The organism is Cupriavidus sp. 2SB (assembly GCF_005503625.1).
GTDB lineage: Bacteria > Pseudomonadota > Gammaproteobacteria > Burkholderiales > Burkholderiaceae > Cupriavidus.
In genome coordinates, this window is record NZ_SCMX01000019.1 from 1 (window position 1) to 19,749 (window position 19,749).

At 66.1% G+C, this 19,749-nt stretch carries 19 protein-coding genes; 3 read left to right on the forward strand and 16 right to left on the reverse strand.

Going from position 1 to position 19,749, the window contains the following annotated elements:
* Nucleotides 1-165 precede the first annotated feature (165 nt).
* The 16 genes from FFS21_RS11300 to FFS21_RS11380 form a co-directional block, all read right to left on the reverse strand.
* A complete protein-coding gene (locus FFS21_RS11300) occupies nt 166-753 on the reverse strand; it encodes a BPSL1445 family SYLF domain-containing lipoprotein (RefSeq protein WP_137924937.1) in 588 nt (195 codons plus the stop codon).
* A gap of 64 nt (nt 754-817) precedes the next feature.
* The gene (locus tag FFS21_RS11305; protein WP_137924938.1) at nt 818-1,420 is read right to left on the reverse strand and encodes a hypothetical protein; all 603 of its coding nucleotides are present in this window, start codon (nt 1,418-1,420) and stop codon (nt 818-820) included.
* Nucleotides 1,421-1,601: 181 nt separating this feature from the next.
* The gene (gene ruvB / locus FFS21_RS11310; RefSeq protein ID WP_137924939.1) at nt 1,602-2,669 is read right to left on the reverse strand and encodes a Holliday junction branch migration DNA helicase RuvB; all 1,068 of its coding nucleotides are present in this window, start codon (nt 2,667-2,669) and stop codon (nt 1,602-1,604) included.
* 58 nt (nt 2,670-2,727) lie between these two features.
* Nucleotides 2,728-3,309 (reverse strand): Holliday junction branch migration protein RuvA, encoded by a 582-nt coding sequence (gene ruvA / locus FFS21_RS11315; RefSeq protein ID WP_137924940.1) that lies wholly within the window; start codon nt 3,307-3,309, stop codon nt 2,728-2,730.
* Between the two features lie 63 nt (nt 3,310-3,372).
* Nucleotides 3,373-4,545, reverse strand: coding sequence for a glycerophosphodiester phosphodiesterase (locus tag FFS21_RS11320; RefSeq protein WP_137924941.1), 1,173 nt, complete (start codon nt 4,543-4,545; stop codon nt 3,373-3,375).
* Nucleotides 4,546-4,607: 62 nt separating this feature from the next.
* Nucleotides 4,608-5,153, reverse strand: a complete 546-nt coding sequence (ruvC, locus tag FFS21_RS11325) for a crossover junction endodeoxyribonuclease RuvC (RefSeq protein WP_137924942.1) — start codon at nt 5,151-5,153, stop codon at nt 4,608-4,610.
* Nucleotides 5,154-5,311: 158 nt separating this feature from the next.
* Complete coding sequence (gene purH / locus FFS21_RS11335) at nt 5,312-6,886, reverse strand: bifunctional phosphoribosylaminoimidazolecarboxamide formyltransferase/IMP cyclohydrolase (protein WP_137924943.1); 1,575 nt, start codon at nt 6,884-6,886, stop codon at nt 5,312-5,314.
* A gap of 16 nt (nt 6,887-6,902) precedes the next feature.
* Nucleotides 6,903-7,136 carry a Fis family transcriptional regulator gene (locus FFS21_RS11340; RefSeq protein ID WP_066739474.1) on the reverse strand — a complete coding sequence of 78 codons (234 nt, stop codon included), beginning with the start codon at nt 7,134-7,136 and terminating at the stop codon, nt 6,903-6,905.
* Nucleotides 7,133-8,215 (reverse strand): tRNA dihydrouridine synthase DusB, encoded by a 1,083-nt coding sequence (dusB, locus tag FFS21_RS11345; protein WP_137924944.1) that lies wholly within the window; start codon nt 8,213-8,215, stop codon nt 7,133-7,135. Before dusB ends, FFS21_RS11340 begins: the two co-directional genes overlap by 4 nt.
* Nucleotides 8,216-8,404: 189 nt before the next feature.
* Nucleotides 8,405-9,655 carry a UbiH/UbiF/VisC/COQ6 family ubiquinone biosynthesis hydroxylase gene (locus tag FFS21_RS11350; protein WP_137924945.1) on the reverse strand — a complete coding sequence of 417 codons (1,251 nt, stop codon included), beginning with the start codon at nt 9,653-9,655 and terminating at the stop codon, nt 8,405-8,407.
* Nucleotides 9,633-10,106, reverse strand: coding sequence for a hypothetical protein (locus FFS21_RS11355; RefSeq protein ID WP_137924946.1), 474 nt, complete (start codon nt 10,104-10,106; stop codon nt 9,633-9,635). Before FFS21_RS11355 ends, FFS21_RS11350 begins: the two co-directional genes overlap by 23 nt.
* Nucleotides 10,103-11,521, reverse strand: a complete 1,419-nt coding sequence (locus FFS21_RS11360) for an aminopeptidase P N-terminal domain-containing protein (protein WP_137924947.1) — start codon at nt 11,519-11,521, stop codon at nt 10,103-10,105. Before FFS21_RS11360 ends, FFS21_RS11355 begins: the two co-directional genes overlap by 4 nt.
* A gap of 114 nt (nt 11,522-11,635) precedes the next feature.
* The gene (gene murU, locus FFS21_RS11365; protein ID WP_137924948.1) at nt 11,636-12,352 is read right to left on the reverse strand and encodes an N-acetylmuramate alpha-1-phosphate uridylyltransferase MurU; all 717 of its coding nucleotides are present in this window, start codon (nt 12,350-12,352) and stop codon (nt 11,636-11,638) included.
* Nucleotides 12,349-12,672, reverse strand: a complete 324-nt coding sequence (locus FFS21_RS11370; RefSeq protein ID WP_137924949.1) for an AzlD domain-containing protein — start codon at nt 12,670-12,672, stop codon at nt 12,349-12,351. The genes murU and FFS21_RS11370 overlap by 4 nt, the downstream gene beginning before the upstream one ends.
* Nucleotides 12,669-13,436, reverse strand: a complete 768-nt coding sequence (locus FFS21_RS11375) for an AzlC family ABC transporter permease (RefSeq protein WP_137924950.1) — start codon at nt 13,434-13,436, stop codon at nt 12,669-12,671. Before FFS21_RS11375 ends, FFS21_RS11370 begins: the two co-directional genes overlap by 4 nt.
* 3 nt (nt 13,437-13,439) lie before the next feature.
* The gene (locus FFS21_RS11380; protein ID WP_137924951.1) at nt 13,440-14,498 is read right to left on the reverse strand and encodes an aminoglycoside phosphotransferase family protein; all 1,059 of its coding nucleotides are present in this window, start codon (nt 14,496-14,498) and stop codon (nt 13,440-13,442) included.
* Nucleotides 14,499-14,677: 179 nt separating this feature from the next.
* Between FFS21_RS11380 and FFS21_RS11385 the strand changes: the two genes are divergently transcribed.
* The 3 genes from FFS21_RS11385 to pdxA are packed head-to-tail and all read left to right on the forward strand — an operon-like array spanning nt 14,678 to nt 19,748.
* Nucleotides 14,678-17,152 carry an LPS-assembly protein LptD gene (locus FFS21_RS11385; protein ID WP_137924952.1) on the forward strand — a complete coding sequence of 825 codons (2,475 nt, stop codon included), beginning with the start codon at nt 14,678-14,680 and terminating at the stop codon, nt 17,150-17,152.
* A gap of 9 nt (nt 17,153-17,161) precedes the next feature.
* Nucleotides 17,162-18,649, forward strand: coding sequence for a peptidylprolyl isomerase (locus FFS21_RS11390; RefSeq protein ID WP_137924953.1), 1,488 nt, complete (start codon nt 17,162-17,164; stop codon nt 18,647-18,649).
* A 16-nt stretch (nt 18,650-18,665) separates the two neighbouring features.
* On the forward strand, nt 18,666-19,748 hold the full coding sequence (pdxA, locus tag FFS21_RS11395; protein WP_137924954.1) for a 4-hydroxythreonine-4-phosphate dehydrogenase PdxA: 1,083 nt from the start codon (nt 18,666-18,668) through the stop codon (nt 19,746-19,748).
* Nucleotide 19,749 lies beyond the last annotated feature (1 nt).

Below are 19,749 nucleotides of genomic sequence, written 5' to 3' on the forward strand. Positions count from 1 at the left end.
AAGGGGTGTGGGGAGGGGCGGGGGCGGCACTTGTGTCGTGCGGTTGTGTCTGGTCCTTATGCCAGTGGCGCCACGAGCGCGTCGCCACGGTCGTGCCCAAAACAGAACGCCCGGCCGGAGCCGGGCGATTTCGCTTGCACAAGGCTGCCCCGCAGGGCGACGGGGCTAGAGATCGAGCTTGCTGATCTTCGAGCCGTTCAGCGACACATCGAACATCAGGCCCGCGTTGGTCTGCACGAAGGCGATGACCGGCTGCTGCATGGTGACGGTGTCGATGGTGCCATTGGCACCGATCTTGGCCAGGGCCACGCTGGCATCTGCGCCAATGGTCCAGCCCTTGGACTGCACGAACTTGTTGTACGCCTCCGGTGTCATGAACATGATGATGACCGAGCGCGACTGGCCGCCAGCCGTCAGGCCGATGGTGCCCGAGATCGTGCGGTAGTAGCCCTGCGTCGCGCCCTTGCTGCGCAACGCGCCATCGCCATACTCGCCTCCGATCACGAGGCCACCCGCCAGCACGCGCGGGAATACCAGAATGCCCTGTGCCCGGTTGCCGAGATCCCTCGCACTGCTCGTCGAAGCGTAGAGGCGATTCAGCGCGCCGTCGGCGCCTTCATCGATCTCCTTGCGCCGCGCCGCTACATCCGTGGGTGTGCTGGGACCCGTGGTCGTGCAGCCGGCGGCAAAGCCGGCGGTGGCCACAAGCAGGCCCGACCCGGCGACGCGGGTCACAAACTGACGTCGATCCATTTTCCTGTTCTCCTCTGTGGGACAAGTGCTGCGTCGGCGGCAACCGGCCGCCACGTCATGCGGATCAGCTGGCGTTCGGTGACTTGACGGTGATGGCCACGACTTCCTTCACGACGATCTTGGCCATCTGGCCCTTCTTGATGCCGGCCAGATCGATATTGGGGTCCCTGACCTTGACGGTGCGCAGGGTCTCGCGCGGGCCACGGAAGGTGATGGTGCGCTTGGCAGCGTCCACGTTGGTGATCTCGGCGGTCACCGTGGTGGTGATCTCGCGCATCACGCCGGGTTTGCCGCCTTCGGCGGCGCGGGAGGTGCGCTCCACCTGTTCCATGAGGGCCGTGTCCTTGCTGCCCACTGGCTCCACCCCGGCGACCACGGCGGCAGCACGTGTCAGCGTGACGATATCGCCCTTCTTGACATTGCCGATGTTCTTGGCTTCGTCGCCCGCCACCAGCGCCACCAGGTTGCCGCGCGGACCCTGCACGAGGATGCCCTTGGCGTCCGGATCGACTTCCACGACCTTGCCGCTGACTACGGCCTCTTCGGCGATGCCGATTGGCGCGGGTGTCGTCGACGGTTTTTGCGCGTGGGCAGCACCGGCCATGGTGAAGGCCAGGCAGGCTGCGGCGGAAAGCATGGAGAGACTACGGCTGGCTCGCTGTTTCATGACTGTCCTTATCGCGCATGGCGCGTTTTTGTAAAAACGGGTGCAGTCATTGTGGACAAGCGGGCATAGCGGGGCAATCCACTTCGAAAAAATTTCTAATGGTTCCCGAAAACGTTTAAATGGGGGATTCTGCGCGCGCAGCAGTAGGCTGCCGGCCCACCCGGCAGCATGCAAGACCGCCTCAGGGGGCGTCGAAAATCTCGCCGTCGCGTGACGACTGGGGCGAGGGCAGCCCGAAGTGGCGATAGGCCGCCGCCGTGGCCACCCGTCCGCGCGGCGTGCGCTGCAGGTATCCCTGCTGGATCATGTACGGCTCCAGCACATCCTCGATGGTGTCGCGGGCCTCGCCGATGGCGGCGGCCAGGTTGTCCACGCCCACCGGGCCACCATCGAACTTGTGCAGCACGGCTTCCAGCAGCTTGCGGTCCATCAGGTCGAAACCGACCGTGTCCACGTCGAGCATCGCCAGCGCGGCATCGGCCAGTTCGCGCGTGATGGTGCCGTCGCTTTTCACCTCGGCGTAGTCGCGCACGCGGCGCAGCAGGCGGTTGGCGATACGGGGCGTGCCCCGGGCGCGGCGCGCGATTTCCAGTGCGCCGGCCGGTTCGATCACGGCGTTGAGCAGATGCGCCGAGCGCGTCACGATGCGCGACAGTTCTTCGGGCGTGTAGAACTCCAGCCGCGCCACGATACCAAAGCGATCGCGCAGCGGATTGGTCAGCATGCCCGCGCGGGTGGTGGCGCCCACCAGCGTGAACGGCTGCAGGTCGAGCTTCACGGAGCGGGCCGCAGGGCCTTCGCCGATCATGATGTCGATCTGGTAGTCCTCGAGCGCCGGATACAGGATTTCCTCCACCACCGGGGACAGGCGATGGATTTCGTCGATGAAGAGGACGTCGTTGGCTTCGAGGTTGGTCAGCAGGGCGGCCAGGTCACCCGGACGCTCCAGCACCGGGCCGGAGGTTTGGCGCAGGTTCACGCCCATTTCGCGGGCGACGATGTGGGCCAGCGTGGTCTTGCCAAGGCCCGGCGGGCCGAACAGCAGCACGTGGTCCAGCGCCTCCTGGCGCTTGCGGGCCGCGTGCATGAAGATGTCGAGCTGGCCGCGCACTTTCTCCTGGCCCACGTACTCGTCGAGCAGCTTCGGACGCAGGGCGCGCTCGAACGCCTCTTCCTGTTTCGAGGCGGGGGTGGCGGCAATGACGCGCTCGGGCGGGCGGTCACCGGTCAGCTTATCGGTTTCGATCATGGCAAGTCAGATGCGGGATGGCGCCATTCTACGCTGCGGGCGCGGCGGATTCCGGCCATCAACCCTTGGACAGTGCCTTGAGCGCGAGCTTGATGCCTTCGGACACGCCCGTGCCCGCAGGCACCTGCTTGACGGCCAGTGCCGCCTCTTTCTCGGAGTAGCCGAGTGCCAGCAGGGCGTTGAGGATATCGGACGCGTTGTCGGACACCGGCGTCGCACCCGGCGCATGGCCCAGTTCCGCACCGAGCTTGCCTTTCAGTTCGAGCAGCAGCCGTTCGGCTGTCTTCTTGCCGATGCCGGGGATCTTGGTCAGCCGACCCGTTTCCTGCACCGTGATCGCCTGCGCCAGTTCCGGCACTGACAGACCTGACAACACGGCCAGCGCCATGCGTGCGCCGATGCCGGTGATCTTGATCAGTTCGCGGAACGTGTTGCGCTCGGTAGCCGTGCCGAAGCCGAACAGCAGGTGCGCGTCCTCGCGGATGATCTGCTGCGTGAGCAGCGTCACGGGCTGTCCGACGGCGGGCAGGTTGTAGAACGTGCTCATCGGCACATCGATCTCGTAGCCGACGCCGTGGCAGTCGACCAGCAGATGCGGGGGGTTCTTCTCAAGCAGGGTGCCGGCGATGCGTCCGATCATGATGGGTACAAAGGAAAGATTGGCCGCAAGTGTATCTGGTATCTGTAGCGCGCCTTGCGGGGGTTATCGTCCGTCGATGGCCTTGCGGCCCAGCGCGGGGTCATCCGTGAAGAAGCCATCTACCCCGGCTGCCACGAATGCCTGTACTTCGCGCTCCATGCCGGCCGGGTTGCGCGTGGCATCGCCGCCGGGCGCGCGCAGGGATTTCGGCAGGAAACTGTTCTCGGGGCGGAACGTGTAGGGATGCACGATAAGCCCGGCCGCGTGCGCATGCGTGACCAGCGCCGTGGGCGCGGCGAGGTTGCCTTGTGCGTCGCGCGGAATGACCAGGCTTTTCTCGGGGCCGATGCCGTTGGCATATGTGGCCACTTCGCGCAGGCCCAGCGGCGTCAGCATCGACGCATAGGTGCGGCTGTCGCCCGCCAGTCGCCAGTCAGCGGGACGATTGCGCGGATTGCCGATCAACTGCACGACCCTGAGGTTCGGCATCGACGCGCCAAGCAATCGCTTCATCGTACGCAGCGGGCCGACTTCGAACGATTGCACGTACACCGGCGCGGTCTTCGCATAGGCATTGCCCTGCAGCGCTGCGGCGAGTTTTTCTTCGAGCGGCAGGCCGATGCCGCGGAAGTAGCTTGGATGTTTCAGTTCGGGATAGATGCCAATCGGGCTGCCACGCCGGGCAGCCGCCTGTTCCACGAGTTTGAGGATCTCGTCGAACGTGGGGACTTCGAACTGGCCGTCGAGCTTGGCGTTGTAGGGGCGCAGCTTCGGGATGCGTTCCCGCGCGCGCATCGACTTCAACTCGGCAAGGGTGAAGTCTTCGGTGAACCAGCCGTCGATCCGTTCGCCGTCGATGACCTTGATGCGGCGGCGGTCGGCAAACTGCGGCAGTTCGGCCACGTTGGTCGTGCCCGTGATGTCGTTCTCGTGGCGCGCCACCAGTACCCCATCCTTCGTGGCGACGAGATCGGGCTCGATGATGTCGGCACCATCGTCGATGGCCTTCTGGTACGAGGCCAGCGTGTGCTCGGGCCGCAGCGCACTGGCGCCACGATGGCCGATGACAAGGGGCTTCGGGGCCGGCTCGGCGGCAGTAGGTGGAGAGACAGGAGTGGGGGCTGCTGGGGCAACGGTGCGTGGTGCTTGCGGAGCCGTGGCGCAACCGGCAATCAGTGCGGCAGTTGCGACGGCCAGTGAAAGACGAAGCGAGAAGAGCGACGAGAGAGACGACATCCGGGGGCTTCCTGCATGGTCAAGGCCCCGATTGTAAGCCTGACGGACAGCCTGAGCCGTCGTCAGCCCACCAGCCGTCCGCGCCTGACGCGCATGCCCTTGCGGGCCAGTTCTGGCGCCATGTTGGCCAGCGTGCCGAGTGTGTTGCTGCCGTTGGCATGGCAGATTGCCACGCCGAGCGCATCGGCCGCATCGCTGCTCGGGCGTCCCGACAGCGCCAGCAGGCGCATCACCATTTCCTGCACCTGCTCCTTGTTGGCACGGCCATAGCCGACCACGGCCACCTTCAATTGCAGAGCGGTGTACTCGAATACCGGCAGACCCTGTCCAACGAGTCCGCAAATTGCCGCACCGCGTGCCTGCCCCAGCATCAGCGTCGACTGTGGATTGACGTTGACGAACACCTTCTCGATAGCCGCGCAGTCCGGCGCATAGGTGCGCGCCACCTCGGCAATCCCGTCATAGAGCGTCTTCAGACGCTCCGGCAGGCTTTCGTCGCCATTGCTGCGGATCGTGCCCGATGCCACATAGGCCAGCTTGTTGCCGTGCTTCTCCAGCACGCCAAAGCCAGTGGTCCGCAAACCGGGATCGATACCGAGGATACGCATGAAGCGGGGGAGGGAAGAGGATGGGCGTAGTGTAGAGGATTACGCCGCGAGAGGGGCTCCCTCTCCCTTTGGTTTGCTCCCCTCTCCCGCAAGCGGGAGAGGGGCCGGGGGAGAGGGCAGGCGTGTCCAGCGCCAGTGCGCCGGACCTTGCCTACGTCTTAATGCCGGAAATGCCGCGTGCCAGTCAGCACCATCGCAATCCCGCGTTCATCAGCTGCAGCAATCACTTCATCGTCGCGCATCGAGCCACCCGGCTGGATCACCACGCTGGCGCCGGCATCCACCACCACGTCCAGACCGTCACGGAACGGGAAGAATGCATCAGATGCCACCGCCGAACCGGCCAGCGTCAAGCCGGCGTTCTGTGCCTTGATGCTGGCGATGCGGGCCGAGTCCACGCGGCTCATCTGGCCGGCGCCGACGCCCAGCGTCATGCCGTTGCCGCAGAATACGATGGCGTTCGACTTCACGAACTTGGCCACGCGCCAGGCGAACATCAGATCGTCCATTTCCTTCGGCGTCGGATGGCGGCGCGTCACCACGCGGAGTTCGGACGGCTGCACGTTGCGTGCATCCGGACCCTGCACCAGCAGGCCACCGCCCACGCGCTTCAGGTCATACTGGTTCATGCCACGGCCGAGCGGGATTTCCAGCAGGCGCACGTTCTGCTTGGCCGCAAACACGTTGCGCGCAGCGGTGCTGAACGACGGGGCGATCAGCACTTCCACGAACTGCTTCGCCACGGCTTGTGCAGCGGCTTCGTCCAGTTCCACGTTGAAGGCGATGATGCCGCCGAAGGCCGAAGTCGAATCGGTCTTGAACGCCTTGTCGTAGGCTTCCAGCGCATTGGCGCCAATGGCCACGCCGCACGGGTTGGCGTGCTTGATGATCACGCACGCGGCGCCGGCGGTGGATTCGAACGACTTCACGCATTCCCATGCGGCGTCCGCATCGGCGATGTTGTTGTACGACAGTTCCTTGCCCTGCAGTTGCACGTAGTTGGCCAGTGCACCGTCCACAGCCTTGAGGTCGCGATAGAAGGCGGCCGACTGGTGCGGGTTCTCGCCGTAGCGCATTTCCTGCACCTTCTCGAAGGCCAGGTTCAGGGTCTGCGGGTAGCTGCTGCGGCCCTGGTGCGACTTGTCGGCGCCGAGGCTGGTCAGGTAGTTGGTGATCGCGCCGTCGTACTGGGCCGTGTGCGCGAACACCTTGGTGGCCAGGCGGAAGTTGGTGTCGTAGCCCACGCTGTTGGCGTTGGCGCGCATTTCGTCGAGCACCACGGCGTAGTCGACGGGATCGACGATCACGGTCACGTCGCGGTGGTTCTTGGCCGCCGAGCGCAGCATGGTCGGGCCGCCGATGTCGATGTTCTCGATGGCGTCCGGCAGCGTGCAGTCATCCTTGGCCACGGTCTGCTGGAACGGGTACAGGTTCACCACCAGCAGGTCGATCGTCGGGATCTTGTGCTCGGCCAGGGCAGCCATGTGCTCGGGCAGGTCGCGGCGGGCCAGAATGCCGCCGTGGACCTTCGGGTGCAGCGTCTTCACGCGGCCGTCGAGCATTTCAGGGAAGCCGGTGTAGTCGGCCACTTCCGTGACCGGCAGGCCGGCATCGGCCAGCAGCTTGGCGGTGCCGCCGGTGGAAAGCAGCGTGACGCCGAGCGCGTTCAGTTCACGCGCGAATTCGACGATGCCGGTCTTGTCGGAAACGGAGAGGAGTGCTTGCTTGATCATGGCTGGGGGAGACGCTTCAAAGTAATCCGTGTTGCTGCAACTTCTTGCGGAGGGTGTTGCGGTTGATGCCGAGATATGCGGCCGCCAGTGACTGGTTGCGCTCGGCGCGCAGCATCACGGCTTCCAGCAGGGGCCGCTCGACGGCCTCCAGCACCATGTTGTACATGTTGGACGGCTCTTCGCCGTCCAGGTCGCGAAAGTACGTATCCAGGCTGTCCCGGATACATTGGTCGATGGCATTGCGGCTCATGCGGCAAGCAGTTCCCGTTTCTTGTTGTTGTTCAGTTCTTTTTCTTCGTCCGTCGCGCCCGCGCTATCACCGGCATTCTCGTCGATATAGATCAGTCGATCGGAAATCGCCGCCTGTTCGTCGAAGAACGCGTTGACCGCTTCCAGTTGCGCGGCGGTAGTTTCCAGCGTGTTCATCTTGTGCCGGAACAGATTCGCGCCCTTCAGCCCCCGCGTGTACCAGGCGATGTGCTTGCGCGCGGTGCGCACGCCCGTGAATTCGCCGTAGAACGCGTAGTGATCTTCCAGGTGGTGGTTCATGATCGCGCGGATCTCGGCCACCTCGGGCGATGGCAGCAGTTCGCCCGTCTTCAGGTAGTGCTCGATCTCGCGGAACAGCCACGGGCGGCCCTGTGCGGCACGGCCGATCATGATGGCATCGGCGCCGGTCACGGCCAGCACATGCTTGGCTTTCTGCGGCGTCGTGATATCGCCGTTGGCCACCACCGGGATCTTCAGCGCGGCCTTCACGGCGGCGATGGTCTCGTACTCGGCGTCGCCGTGGTACAGGTCGGCGCGCGTGCGGCCGTGGATCGTCAGCATGCTGATACCGGCATCCTCGGCCATGCGTGCCACGCGCGGGGCATTCTTGTGCTCGCGGTCCCAGCCGGTGCGGATCTTCAGCGTAACCGGCACGCGGTCGCCCACGGCGCCCACCACGGCTTCGACGATGCGCACCACGAGCGGCTCGTTCTGCAGCAGCGCGGAACCGGCCGCCACGTTGCAGACCTTCTTCGCCGGGCAGCCCATGTTGATATCGATGATCTGCGCGCCGCGATCCACGTTGTAGCGGGCCGCCTCGGCCATCATCGATGGCTCCGCGCCGGCAATCTGCACGGAGATCGGTTCCACCTCGCCGGCGTGATTGGCGCGGCGCATGGTCTTCTCGCTCTTCCAGAGCTGTGCATTGGACGCCACCATCTCCGACACCGCGTAACCCGCCCCGAGCTGCTTGCACAGCTGCCGGAATGGCCGGTCGGTCACCCCGGCCATCGGGGCGACAAAGAGGTTGTTTCGAAGGGTATGCGGACCGATCTGCACGGTGTCGGGCTGGGGCGTTGGACCTGAGTGACAGGCGAATGGGGAGCGAAAACATGCCCCTGCCGGCCCTGTGGGCCGGCCAAGTCGGGGTCATGTGCGAGGCCGGGATTTTACCGCTAATCCGGCGCTATTGCTCAATAAATGAGCAAATATCATGGAGGCGGCCGTCTAACGACCGTCGAACGGTGCCTAGCGGCGCGCGCCAAACATCATGTGGCGCGCCAACGAGTGCTTGATCGGCGCCAGACAGGCCAAAGCGGCCAGCGATGCACCGCGTGCATGCGCAGCAAGCGGCCCGCCCACGCCGAATACGCGCGGCAGAAAGTCCGTGATACCGATGGTCATGGCCCGATCTACACGATGACGGCTGGCAAACGCCTGCAAAGCTTCGGGCGTGCAGCCGGCGCGCAGGGAATCGGCCAGCGCGAAGGCATCGCGCAATCCCAGATTCAGACCTTGGCCGGCCACCGGATGCAACGTCTGCGCCGCATTGCCGACTGCGACAACCCGGCCACTGACCGTCACAGGCGCCGCGTTCAGGCCGAGCGGGAAGGCGTGGCGCTTGCCGGCGAGCGCGAAACGGCCCATGCGTGTGCCAAAGGCGCGGCCCAGTTCCTCGGCAAACTCCTCATCTGACAGTGCCAGTCGCCGCTGTGCCTCTTCCGGCGCGCAACACCACACCAGCGCGTAGCCCGAAGCGCCATGCTCCTCATGCGGCAGAAGGGCCAGCGGACCTTCCTCGGTGAATCGCTCCCAGGCCCATCCGGGCTGCGGCTGTGTACACGTCACATGGCCGATGATGGCCGTCTGACCATAGTCGCGCCGCCGCGTAGTTTCGGTGCCCCGCGCCAGCCGCTGGGCCTGCTGATGGAACAGACCCCCCTCGGCCTGAATCGCCAGCCGGGCGGCGTAACGCACCGGCAGGCCATCGTGATCGGCGTGGGCTGTGCCGGTCAGGGTGACGGCGTCGTCGCCATCGGGTCCGATATTGTCGATGCGGGTTTCGAACACGCGTTCCAGGCGACCCGGTGCCGCGTCGGCCGCGCGAGCCAGCGCACGTTCCAGCGTCTGGCACAGGTCGCCATACTTGACCACGTAGCCGAGCGCGGGCACGTCGTAGTCGTCGCGGTGCAGTTTCAGGTGGCCAAAGCGCCCCCGCTGCGAAACGTGGATGTGTTCGATGGCCTGCGCCGGCACCGGCCATGCGCCAATCTGTTCGAGCAACTGGCGGCTGCCGTGCGACAGCGCAATGGCACGCGGATCGCGCGCCGCGCGTGCGGGCGTGGCGGCATCGATCAGCGTGATGCGGAACGGCGTGCAGCGCAGCAGTTGCCCGGCCAGGGCCAGCCCCACGGGGCCACTGCCGACGATGACGATGTCGCGCGGCGCCGTTGTTGCCGCCGCGCTACCTTGCAGATCAGGGTTGCCCTGCTGTGTCATGGCTGGCTGCCTCCTGTGCCGGCGCGGTCTCGGCTTGTGCCGCTTCGCCGCGCTTCCAGAGATTGGCGTCGGTGCGCTTCTTGCCGGCCTCGGCATCGCGCAGCGCGTTCTCTAATTTCTGCTCGTGGAAACCGGGCAGTTGCCGCAGTCGCTGCAGCAGCGCGTCAAAGTTTGCCGCGGCCATCGGCACCACGCAGCCCTGCTGGCTTTCGGCGTCGCCGGCCAGGATCAGCCACGGCTTGCCAGCCCAGGGTTCGCGGTCCGAGACGCGGATGACCACGCGCTCCAGTGCGTCCCATGCCAGTTCCTCGCGCTGACCATCGGGGCGATGCACGACCACGCGGTCGTCATGCAGGTTCACGACGAACGGTTCGTTCGGGTCCACGTGTTGCACGGTGCTGCGATGCCGCGTGGTCCCCACACCGAACAGTTTGCTCAACAATGCCTTCATCGCGACGGTCCTCCGTTGCCGCGCATCAGTGCCTCGATTTCGTCTGCCTTCACAGGCACCCCGCGCGTGATCAGTTCACATTCGCCCGCCGTCACCACGGCGTCATCCTCGATACGGATGCCGATATGCCAGTAGCGTTCGGGCACGTCTTCGGCCGGGCGCACATAGATGCCCGGCTCGATGGTCAACACCATGCCGGCCTCCAGCGGGCGCCACGGGCGCTCGCCTTCCTGGCCGGCAGGCAATGGGCCGGGCACGCGGTACTCGCCCACATCGTGCACGTCCATGCCGAGCCAGTGGCCCGTGCGGTGCATGTAGAAGCGGCGATAGCTGCCGCTGGCCAGCACGTCGTCGAGCGTGCCTTCCTTGTTGCGGTCGAGCAGGCCCGTATCGAGCATGCCCTGCGCCAGCACCTTCACGGCCGCGTCGTGCGGCACGTTGTACGGCACGCCGGCGCGCGTCTCGGCAATGGCCGCTTCCTGCGCGGCCAGCACGAGGTCGTACAGTTCGCGCTGGGCCGGCGTGAAGCGTCCCGAGACCGGGAACGTGCGCGTGATGTCCGATGCGTAGCCATCGAACTCGCAGCCCGCATCGATCAGGCACAGGTCGCCGTCGCGCAGTTCCGCCGGGCCGGCGCGGTAGTGCAGCACGCAGGCATTGGCGCCCGTGGCGACGATCGAGTTGTACGCCACGCTCTGCGCGCCGTGACGACGAAATTCATACAGCAGCTCGGCTTCGAGGTGGTACTCGCGCAGGCCGGCGCGGGACGTCTGCATGGCGCGCACGTGGGCCTGGGCGGAGATCTCGGCGGCGCGGCGCATGGTGGCCACTTCGCCGGCATCCTTGAACAGGCGCATCTCGTCGAGCAGCGTGCGCACATCGACGGCGACCGAAGGTGCCGAGACACCGGCGCGGCCCTGCATGCGCACCGCATCGAGCCAGCGGCGCACGTTGATGTCGATCTCGGTATTCGCGGCCAGCGGATAGGCGAGCTGCGCGCGATTGGCAAGCAGCGGCGGCAGCAGCTTGTCGATCTCTTCGACCGAATAGGCCTCGTCGAATCCAAACGCGGCGAGCGCACCCTCGGGACCGTAGCGGAAACCGTCCCAGATCTCGCGTTCCTCGTGCTTGGGGCGGCAGAACAGGATGCTGCGGTCGCGGCCCTGCTCGCCAGTGTCGCCCGGTGCGCCCGCCACCAGCACCAGCACGGCCTCGGGCTCGGTGAAGCCGGTCAGGTAATAGAAATAGCTGTCGTGCCGGTACGGATAGTCGCTGTCGCGGTTGCGCATGGCTTCCGGCGCGGTCGGCACGATGGCCACGCCGCCGCCGTTGCGGCGCAGGTGTTGCAGCACGCGGGCACGGCGGTCGCGGCACGCGCCGGAAACTGCGAAATCAGCGGATTCGTGTGCGGACATGGAGGAATGCCGGCGGGAGGCCGGAACAGGTCTGTTGAGGGAATGTGCCGATTCTAAACCCGTCGGCTCGCCGTGCGTGCCTGGCATGTGGGCAAACCGGCACCCCGGAGGGCTTCAGGCGCGCAATGCACGGTCGAGCGAGGCCAGTTGCTCGGGGGTGCCCACGTTTTCCCAGCGGCCGTCGAAACGCTCGCCGCTGGCGCGGCCGTCGGCAATCGCTGCGCGGTAGTACGGTGTCATCGCCACCTTCTGGCCGGGCAAGATATCGCGGAACAATCGCGTGTCGTACAGGCCGATATTGCCGAAGGTCAGTGCCTCGCCATTGGCCTTCCCATAGACATCGGGCAGCGCCAGCCTGCCATCCGCCCGCAGCACGAAATCTCCGCGCGGGTGAAAGGGCGGATTGGGCACCATGACAAGGTGCATCCCGGGGCGCTCCGCACCGGTCATGTCCCGTGCGCGCGACAGCAGCGTGCGGTAGTCGAAATCGCAGAAGATGTCGCCCGAGACGGCCAGGAAGATGCCATCGCCCTCGTCGGCAGCCAGCAACGGCAGGGCCTGTGCGATGCCCCCGGCGGTCTCCAGCGCCGTGCCTTCGGCGGACCAGTGGATGCGCACGCCGAACTGCGCACCATCGCCCAGCGCGGATTCCAGCTGGGCACCGAGCCACGCGTGGTTGATGACGATGTCGGCCACGCCGGCGCGGGCCAATGCCTCGATCTGCCAGACGATCAGGGGTTTGCCGCCCACGGGCAGCAGCGGCTTGGGTGTGGTGTCCGTCAACGGACGCATGCGATCGCCGCGTCCGGCGGCAAAAATCATCGCTTTCAAATCAGGGTCTCCATGGCGATCAGTGCGGCCATGCCGCCGGCGATCGTCCAGCCCACGCTGCGCGTGCGCGCGGCAATGACGATGGCCACAAGGCCTGCCACCAGGCGCGCATTCAGCGGGCTGAGGTACAGGGCGCCGTCGCGCATCAGCAGGTCGGGGGCGATCAGCGCCGACAGCATCGCGGCTGGCACGAACTGCAGCGCAGTGCGGAACCACGCGGGCAGTCGCACACGGCCTTCCACGGCAATGAACGACAGGCGTATCAGGAACGTGGCCATGCCCGCACCGATGAATACCCACAGCAGTGTCATCGTGCTCATGCGGCAGGCTCCCGGTTGGCGCTGGCGGGCTGGCCGCGTCCGTGGCGGTCACGACCCAGCAGCATCATGCCCGCAGCGATGCCGCCCAGTGCTGCCGCCATGATGCCGAGCTTGTGCGGCATCGCGTAGCAGGCGACGGCCAGGGCCGTGGCCACCAGTGCAGCGGCCACCTGTGCGCGGTGTTTGAGGTTCGGCACGATGATCGCGATAAACGTCAGCGGCAGGAAGAAATCGAGCGGCCAGTCGCGCGGCACCTGGGCGCCCACGAGCACGCCCGCCAGCGTGGAAATCTGCCAGCTTGCCCAGAGCGAGAAGCCCGCACCGAAATAGAACCAGTGGCGATACTTCGCGCGCGGGCCAGTATCGCCGAGCCGGCGCGTCATCGCGGCAAACGCCTCGTCGGTCAGCAGGTAGGCAATCAGCGCCTTCCAGCGGCGCGGCAGCGGTGCCAGCGAGGGTGCGATCGTGGCCGAGTACAGTGCGTGGCGCAGGTTGACCATTGCCACGGTGAAGGCGATCACCAGCGCCGGCGTGCCGGCGGACCAGAGCTGCGTCAGGATCATCTGCGAGGCGCCGCCAAACACCACGGCGCTCATCGCACAGGCCAGCCAGGCGGGCATGCCAGCGTTGACTGCCAGCACCCCATAGATCAGGCCGAATGGCACCACGCCCAGCAGCATCGGGGCCAGCGCGCGTACGCCGGCCCACCACTCGCCGCTGCGCGTGATCTCGGTGTTTCCGGGTGAGTCAGATGGATTTGCCACGGCCTAGAACGTCAGGCCGGTAGGGCGGTCGGTGCCTTCCAGGGCATCGAGGAGACGCACGAGCTTGCGCAGCTCGGAATACCGGCCGGCGACGTTGCGCGTGTACTTGAGCACCAGTGGCAGGTTGGCCAGGTAGCCGTCCTTGCCGTCGCGGTGATACAGGCGGGCAAATATGCCGAGCACCTTGAGGTGCCGCTGCAGGCCCATCCACTCATAATCGCGATAGAAGTCGCCGAAGTCGGCGGCCACGGGCAGGCCGGCGCGGCGTGCCTGCTCCCAGTAGCGGATCAACCAGTCGAGCTGCTGCTCTTCGTCCCACTCGATATAGGCATCGCGCCAGAGCGACACCGCGTCATAGGTGATGGGGCCGATCACGGCGTCCTGGAAATCGAGGATGCCTGGGTTGCCGCCCACGCTGGCGTTTTCTGGTAGCACCATCAGGTTGCGCGAGTGGTAGTCGCGATGCACGTAGACCTGCGGCTGGGCCAGGTTGTTGGCCAGGATCGCATCGAAGACGTCGCGCAGGTCCGCCTGCTGGCGCGCGTCGAGTGTCACGCCGAGGTGCTTGCCCACGTACCACTCGGGGAACAGGTCGAGTTCGCGCTGCAGCAGGGCGCGGTCGTAGACGGGCAGCTCGCCGGGTCGCGTCGCCAGCTGGATACGTACCAGCGCCGTGGCCGCGTCGCCGTAGAGCGGGCGGGCCGATGCCTCGTCCAGGCGCGACAGGTAGGTCTCGTTGCCGAGATCGGCCAGCAGCAGGAAGCCCTGTTCCAGGTCCTGGGCCAGCACGGTGGGCACGGTCACGCCGGCGTCGCCGAACAGTTTCGCCACGTGGATGAACGGGCGGCAATCCTCATGGGACGGCGGCGCATCCATGACGATGGCGGTGGGGTGCGCAGGGTTTCCGGTACGTACGCGGAAATAGCGGCGGAAGCTCGCGTCGGCGGATGCCGGGGCGCACGAGGCCGGGTCGATCGACCATGTGTCGCCGAGGCCAGCTACCCACGATTTCAGTTGTTCGATGCGTGGGTCGTGGCCCAGGTCGTCAATATGTGCTGCCATGCCGGAAAGGGAGGATAGGATGCCCCGTATAATACCCGACCAGACCCGGGCGCCGGGTGGCCCCCGGGAGGGGCCTTTGTGCCCCGCAGCCCGCTCAGGCATTGGGCCGGCGGGGTACGGGACCGCATTGTTTCTGTCCCGCCCCGCGCCCGTTGCCGAGCCGACCGACAACCGTTTGCATGACCGAACAACGACGATCACCGCATCATCCGGCCACCCGACCGCCCGCGCCAGAGGGAATGCCTCGGCGCGTCCGCGTGCCTGCCAGCGCCCTGCGACCGCTCGTGCTGGCCATGGCCGGCCTATCGGTCCACGCGTACGCCCAGTATGGCGCGGCGTCGGCGATCCCCGACATCGATCTTTCCGCGCCGACGTTCACGCGGGCACCGGACTCCGCGCCCCAGCCTGAATCAGGTGAACTGGTGCCGCGCCTGGCCGAGCCAGCCCCGAAGGCTGCTACCTCCGGTAACAGCCCGCTGGGTGGGGCACAGAGTTCCAAACCTGCCAATCCTGATGCGCCGGCCTACATCTCCGGTGACCGGATGACGGGCTACAACGAGAAAGGCGTCGAACTCGAGGGCAACGCCGAACTGCGCCGCGACGGCGCCGTGGTCAAGGGCGACAAGCTGACCTACGACCAGGACACCGACGAGGCGTATGCCACGGGCAATGTGCGGATGTCGCAGAGCGGCACGCTGGCCGTGGGCCCCGAGGCGCGGATGCGGATACAGGCCAACGAAGGCCACATGCTCTCGCCGGATTACTATTTCCAGCAGACGGGCGGCGCCGGCAGTGCCGAGCGCATCGATTTCCTGGATCCGGACCGCAGTACCCTCAAGAAGGCGACCTACACGACCTGTTCGCCCGACAACGCGGACTGGTACTTCAGCGCCTCCAAGCTCGATCTCGACAGCGACCGCGAGGTGGGTACGGCCTATGGTGGCGTACTGCATTTCTTTGGCGTGCCCGTGGCGGGTGCCCCGGCGTTCTCGTTTCCGCTGAACGACGAACGCCGCAGCGGGGTGCTGCCGCCGCTGATGGGCTACAGCTCCAAGTCGGGGCTCGACCTGACCGTGCCGTACTACTTCAACCTTGCGCCAAACCGCGACCTGACGATCTATCCGCGTCTGCTGTCGTCGCGAGGCGTGCAGCTGGGTGGCGATTTCCGGTATCTGGGCAACGGCTACAGTGGCCGGTTGCGTGCCGAGTTCCTGCCCGACGACAAGAAGGCAGGCCGGAATCGCTGGGCGTATTCGTTCCAGCACTCCCAGCAGATACTGCCGGGCCTGACCGCGTACGCCAACGTGAGCAAGGTATCGGACGACCAGTATCCGGACGACCTGACGCGCACCGTCTCGCAATCCACCCTGCGCCAGTACACGCAGGAAGGCGGCGTGATCTATAGCTGGAACTACTGGACGTTCATGGCGCGTGTGCAGAAGTTCCAGACGCTACGCCCCAGCGAGCCGTCGTACGAACGCGAACCGCAGCTCAACGCGAGGTACACCCGCTATGATTTTGGCGGTTTCGATGTCTCGATCGACACCGACTACACGCGGTTCCGCATCCCGCTGACGTCGACCGGCATTCAGCAGCCCGAAGGTTCGCGCGCGTACTTCCAGCCGACCATCAGCTACCCCATCGTCCGGCCGGGCTGGTACGTGACGCCGAAGGTGATCTTCAACGCGGCCCAGTACGACATGGACGTGGGGACGAACACGACGGGCGCGGCGAACACGATGAGCCGTGCCATCCCGACGGTCAGCCTGGACTCCGGCATGACGTTCGAGCGCGAGGCGCCGGGCATCAGCCGGTTGTTCGGCGTGAACTATACCCAGACGCTTGAACCGCGCCTGTTCTACGTCTACACGCCGTTCCGCGACCAGAGCCAGTTCCCGCTGTTCGACACCGTGCAGTCGGACTTCAGCTACGGCCAGATTTTCACCGAGAACCCGTTCAGCGGTAACGACCGGATCGCGGACAACAACAAGCTGACGGCGGGCCTGACCACGCGCCTGATCGAAGCCGATACCGGCGTGGAGCGCTTCCGCGGCACGATTGCGCAACGGATCGACTTCACCGGCCAGCGCGTGCAGATTGGCGGCACGCTGACGGACAACAAGCCGAGCTATTCGGACCTGCTGGCCGCCACGACGATCCAGCTGTTCCGTGGCTACTATCTCGATGCGGGCATCCAGTGGAACCCCGACGATAATCGCGTCAACTACTCCAACGTGGCGTTCGCGTGGCGTCCGGAATCGCGCAAGGTGGTGAACGTGGGCTACCGCTATCGCCGCCCGACGTCGGTCACGGACAATACCGCCATCGACCAGGTGGAAATGTCGGCCCAGTGGCCGATTACCCAGCGCACCTACGGTATTGGCCGGGTTGCCTACGATCAGTCTGCCAACCAGCTTGTGGATGCGCTGGCGGGCATGGAATATGTGGCCGATTGCTGGGTGGGACGTTTCGTCTACCAGCGCTTCCGCAACACCACGAATGGATACACCGGCCGGTTCTTTGTGCAGGTGGAATTCCGCGGGCTGTCGAAAGTGGGTTCCAACCCGCTGAACATGCTGCGCCTCAACGTGCCGGGCTACGAGCCTGCCACCGCGCGGCCGGTGCCTACGACACCGTACGATCACTATGAATGACGGACCAAGATGAAACGTCAAGCTTTCTCCGTGTTGTCCCGCCTGAACCCCTGGCAGCGCCTGCTGGTTTCGGCTGTCCTCGTGACACTGGCCGCACCGGCGGCCGCGCAGTTGCGTGCCCCGGGCTCCAGCTCCGGATCGCGTACACAGGGCATCTTCATGCAGCCGTCCGCGCCGCAGAACACCGTTGCCCCGAGCCAGCCGCAGATGGGCGTGCCGCAGCCGCAGTCCGGCCAGAAACGCTCGCAATTGGTGGACGAGGTCGTGGCCATCGTCAACAACAGTGTGATCACGCGCCGTGAACTGCTGGACCGTGCCGACGAGATCGAGAACCAGTTGCGCACGGCCAATCGCCAGGTTCCGCCGCGTGCGGACCTGCTGGGCGAAGTGCTCGAACGCCTGGTGATGGAGCGTGTGCAGACGCAGGCTGCCCAAGACGCCGGCATCAAGGTGACGGATCAGGAAGTGGACCGAGCCATCGAATCGGTGGCGCAGCAGAACAAGATGTCTGCTGGCGACTTGCGCATGCGTGTGGAATCCAGCGGCATGAGCTGGACCAAGTATCGCGACGAACTGCGCAAGCAGGTGCAGGTGATCCGCCTGCGCGAGCGTGAGGTGGACTCGAAGGTGCAGGTGTACGACGGCGAGATCGACAACTTCATCGCTGCGCGCGGCGGCCAGGGCGCGGCGACCGGCCCGACGGAGTTCGACGTGCAGCAGATCCTGGTGCGCGTGCCCGAGGACGCATCCGAGGCGCAGAAGGCGCAGCTCAAGGCCAAGGCCGAGGGTCTGCTCAAGCAGGCACAGGCCAGCAACGCCGACTTCGCGGCGCTGGCCCGCGCCAACTCCGACGCGCCGGAAGCGGCGCAGGGCGGCTCGATGGGCTTCCGCGAAATTGGACGCCTGCCGGCGCAATTCGCGAATGCCGTGGTCGACCTGCAACCGGGCAGCGTAGTGCCGGAGGTAGTGGAATCGGCCAACGGCTTCCATGTGCTGAAGCTGGCGTCCAAGCGCATGGGCGCGGCGCCGCAGCAGGCCGCGGCCGACCGCATCACCCAGACGCAGGTGCGCCACATCCTGATCCGCACTGGCCCGAACATGCCCGAGGCAGAGGCCAAGCGCCAGATGTCCACCATCCGCGACCGGATCACGCACGGCGGCGACTTTGCCGATGCGGCGCGCCGCTATTCACAGGATGGCTCGGCCCAGCAGGGCGGCGAACTGGGCTGGATTTCTCCTGGCGAGCTGGTGCCGGAGTTCGAGCAAGCGATGAACCGGCTGCGTCCGGGCGAGATTTCCGAGCCGGTCGTGTCGCAGTTTGGCGTTCACCTGATTCAGGTGGAAAACCGTCGCGAGACCGAAGTATCGTCGGAGAAGCAGCGCGACTTCGCCCGTGCGGAAGTTCGCGAGCAGAAGCTGCGCGCCGCCTATGATGACTGGGTGCGCCAACTGCGCAGCGCCGCCTACGTCGAATACCGGATCAACCGCCAGCGCTGATGCGCCGGCCCCTGCCATGCCCGACCCTGCCTCTCTGACCGCAACGCCTGCCCTGGCGATCACCACCGGCGAGCCCGCCGGCATCGGCCCCGATATCACCATCGGTGCCCTGCTGCAGCTGGCCGGGAACGGTCACGGGGCGGGGAGCGGCAACGGAGGCAGCCTCCGCTTTCATGTGCTTGGAGATGCACGCCTGCTCATGGCGCGTGCAGAAGCTCTGGGCGTGGCTCATGCCTGGCAGCGACGCCTCGCCGAGGGCCATGTCGTGGTGGAGGACATCGCGCTTGGCGTGGCCTGCGAACCGGGTCACCTCGATGCGCGCAACGGACGCTACGTGCTGGCGCTGCTCGATGCCGCCATCGACGGACTGCGCGACGGCCGCTATGCGGCCATGATCACGGCGCCTGTTCAGAAAAGTACGATCAACGATGCCGGTGTGCCGTTCACCGGCCATACCGAATACCTGGCCGAGCAGGCGGGCGTACCGCGCGTGGTGATGATGCTGGCGGGTCCGCAGCCGGCGCATGACAACGCCATGCTGCGCGTAGCGCTCGCCACTACCCACCTGCCGCTGCGCGCCGTGCCCGATGCGCTGACGGTGCCGATGCTGATCGATACGCTGCGCATCGTCGACCACGACCTGCGCCGCCATTTCGGCATCGCCCGGCCGCGCATCCTGGTGACGGGCCTGAATCCGCATGCGGGCGAATCGGGCCATATGGGGCGCGAGGAAATCGATGTCATCGTGCCTGCGCTGCAGCTGGCGGCCGATGCCGATATCGATGCACGCGGCCCCTATCCCGCCGACACGCTGTTCCAGCCGCGCCATCTGCGCGATGCCGACTGCGTGCTGGCGATGTACCACGACCAGGGCCTTGCGCCCCTGAAATACGGCACGTTCGGCCACGGCGTCAATGTCACGCTGGGCCTGCCATTCATCCGCACCTCGGTGGACCATGGCACCGCACTCGACCTGGCCGGTAGCGGCCGGGCCGAGCACGGCAGCATGATCGAAGCCATCCGATGTGCCATCAACATGGCTGGCCACGCCAGCGGACGCCACGGCAACGGCGCGTCCGCCGGCAGCGGCCGGCACTGAC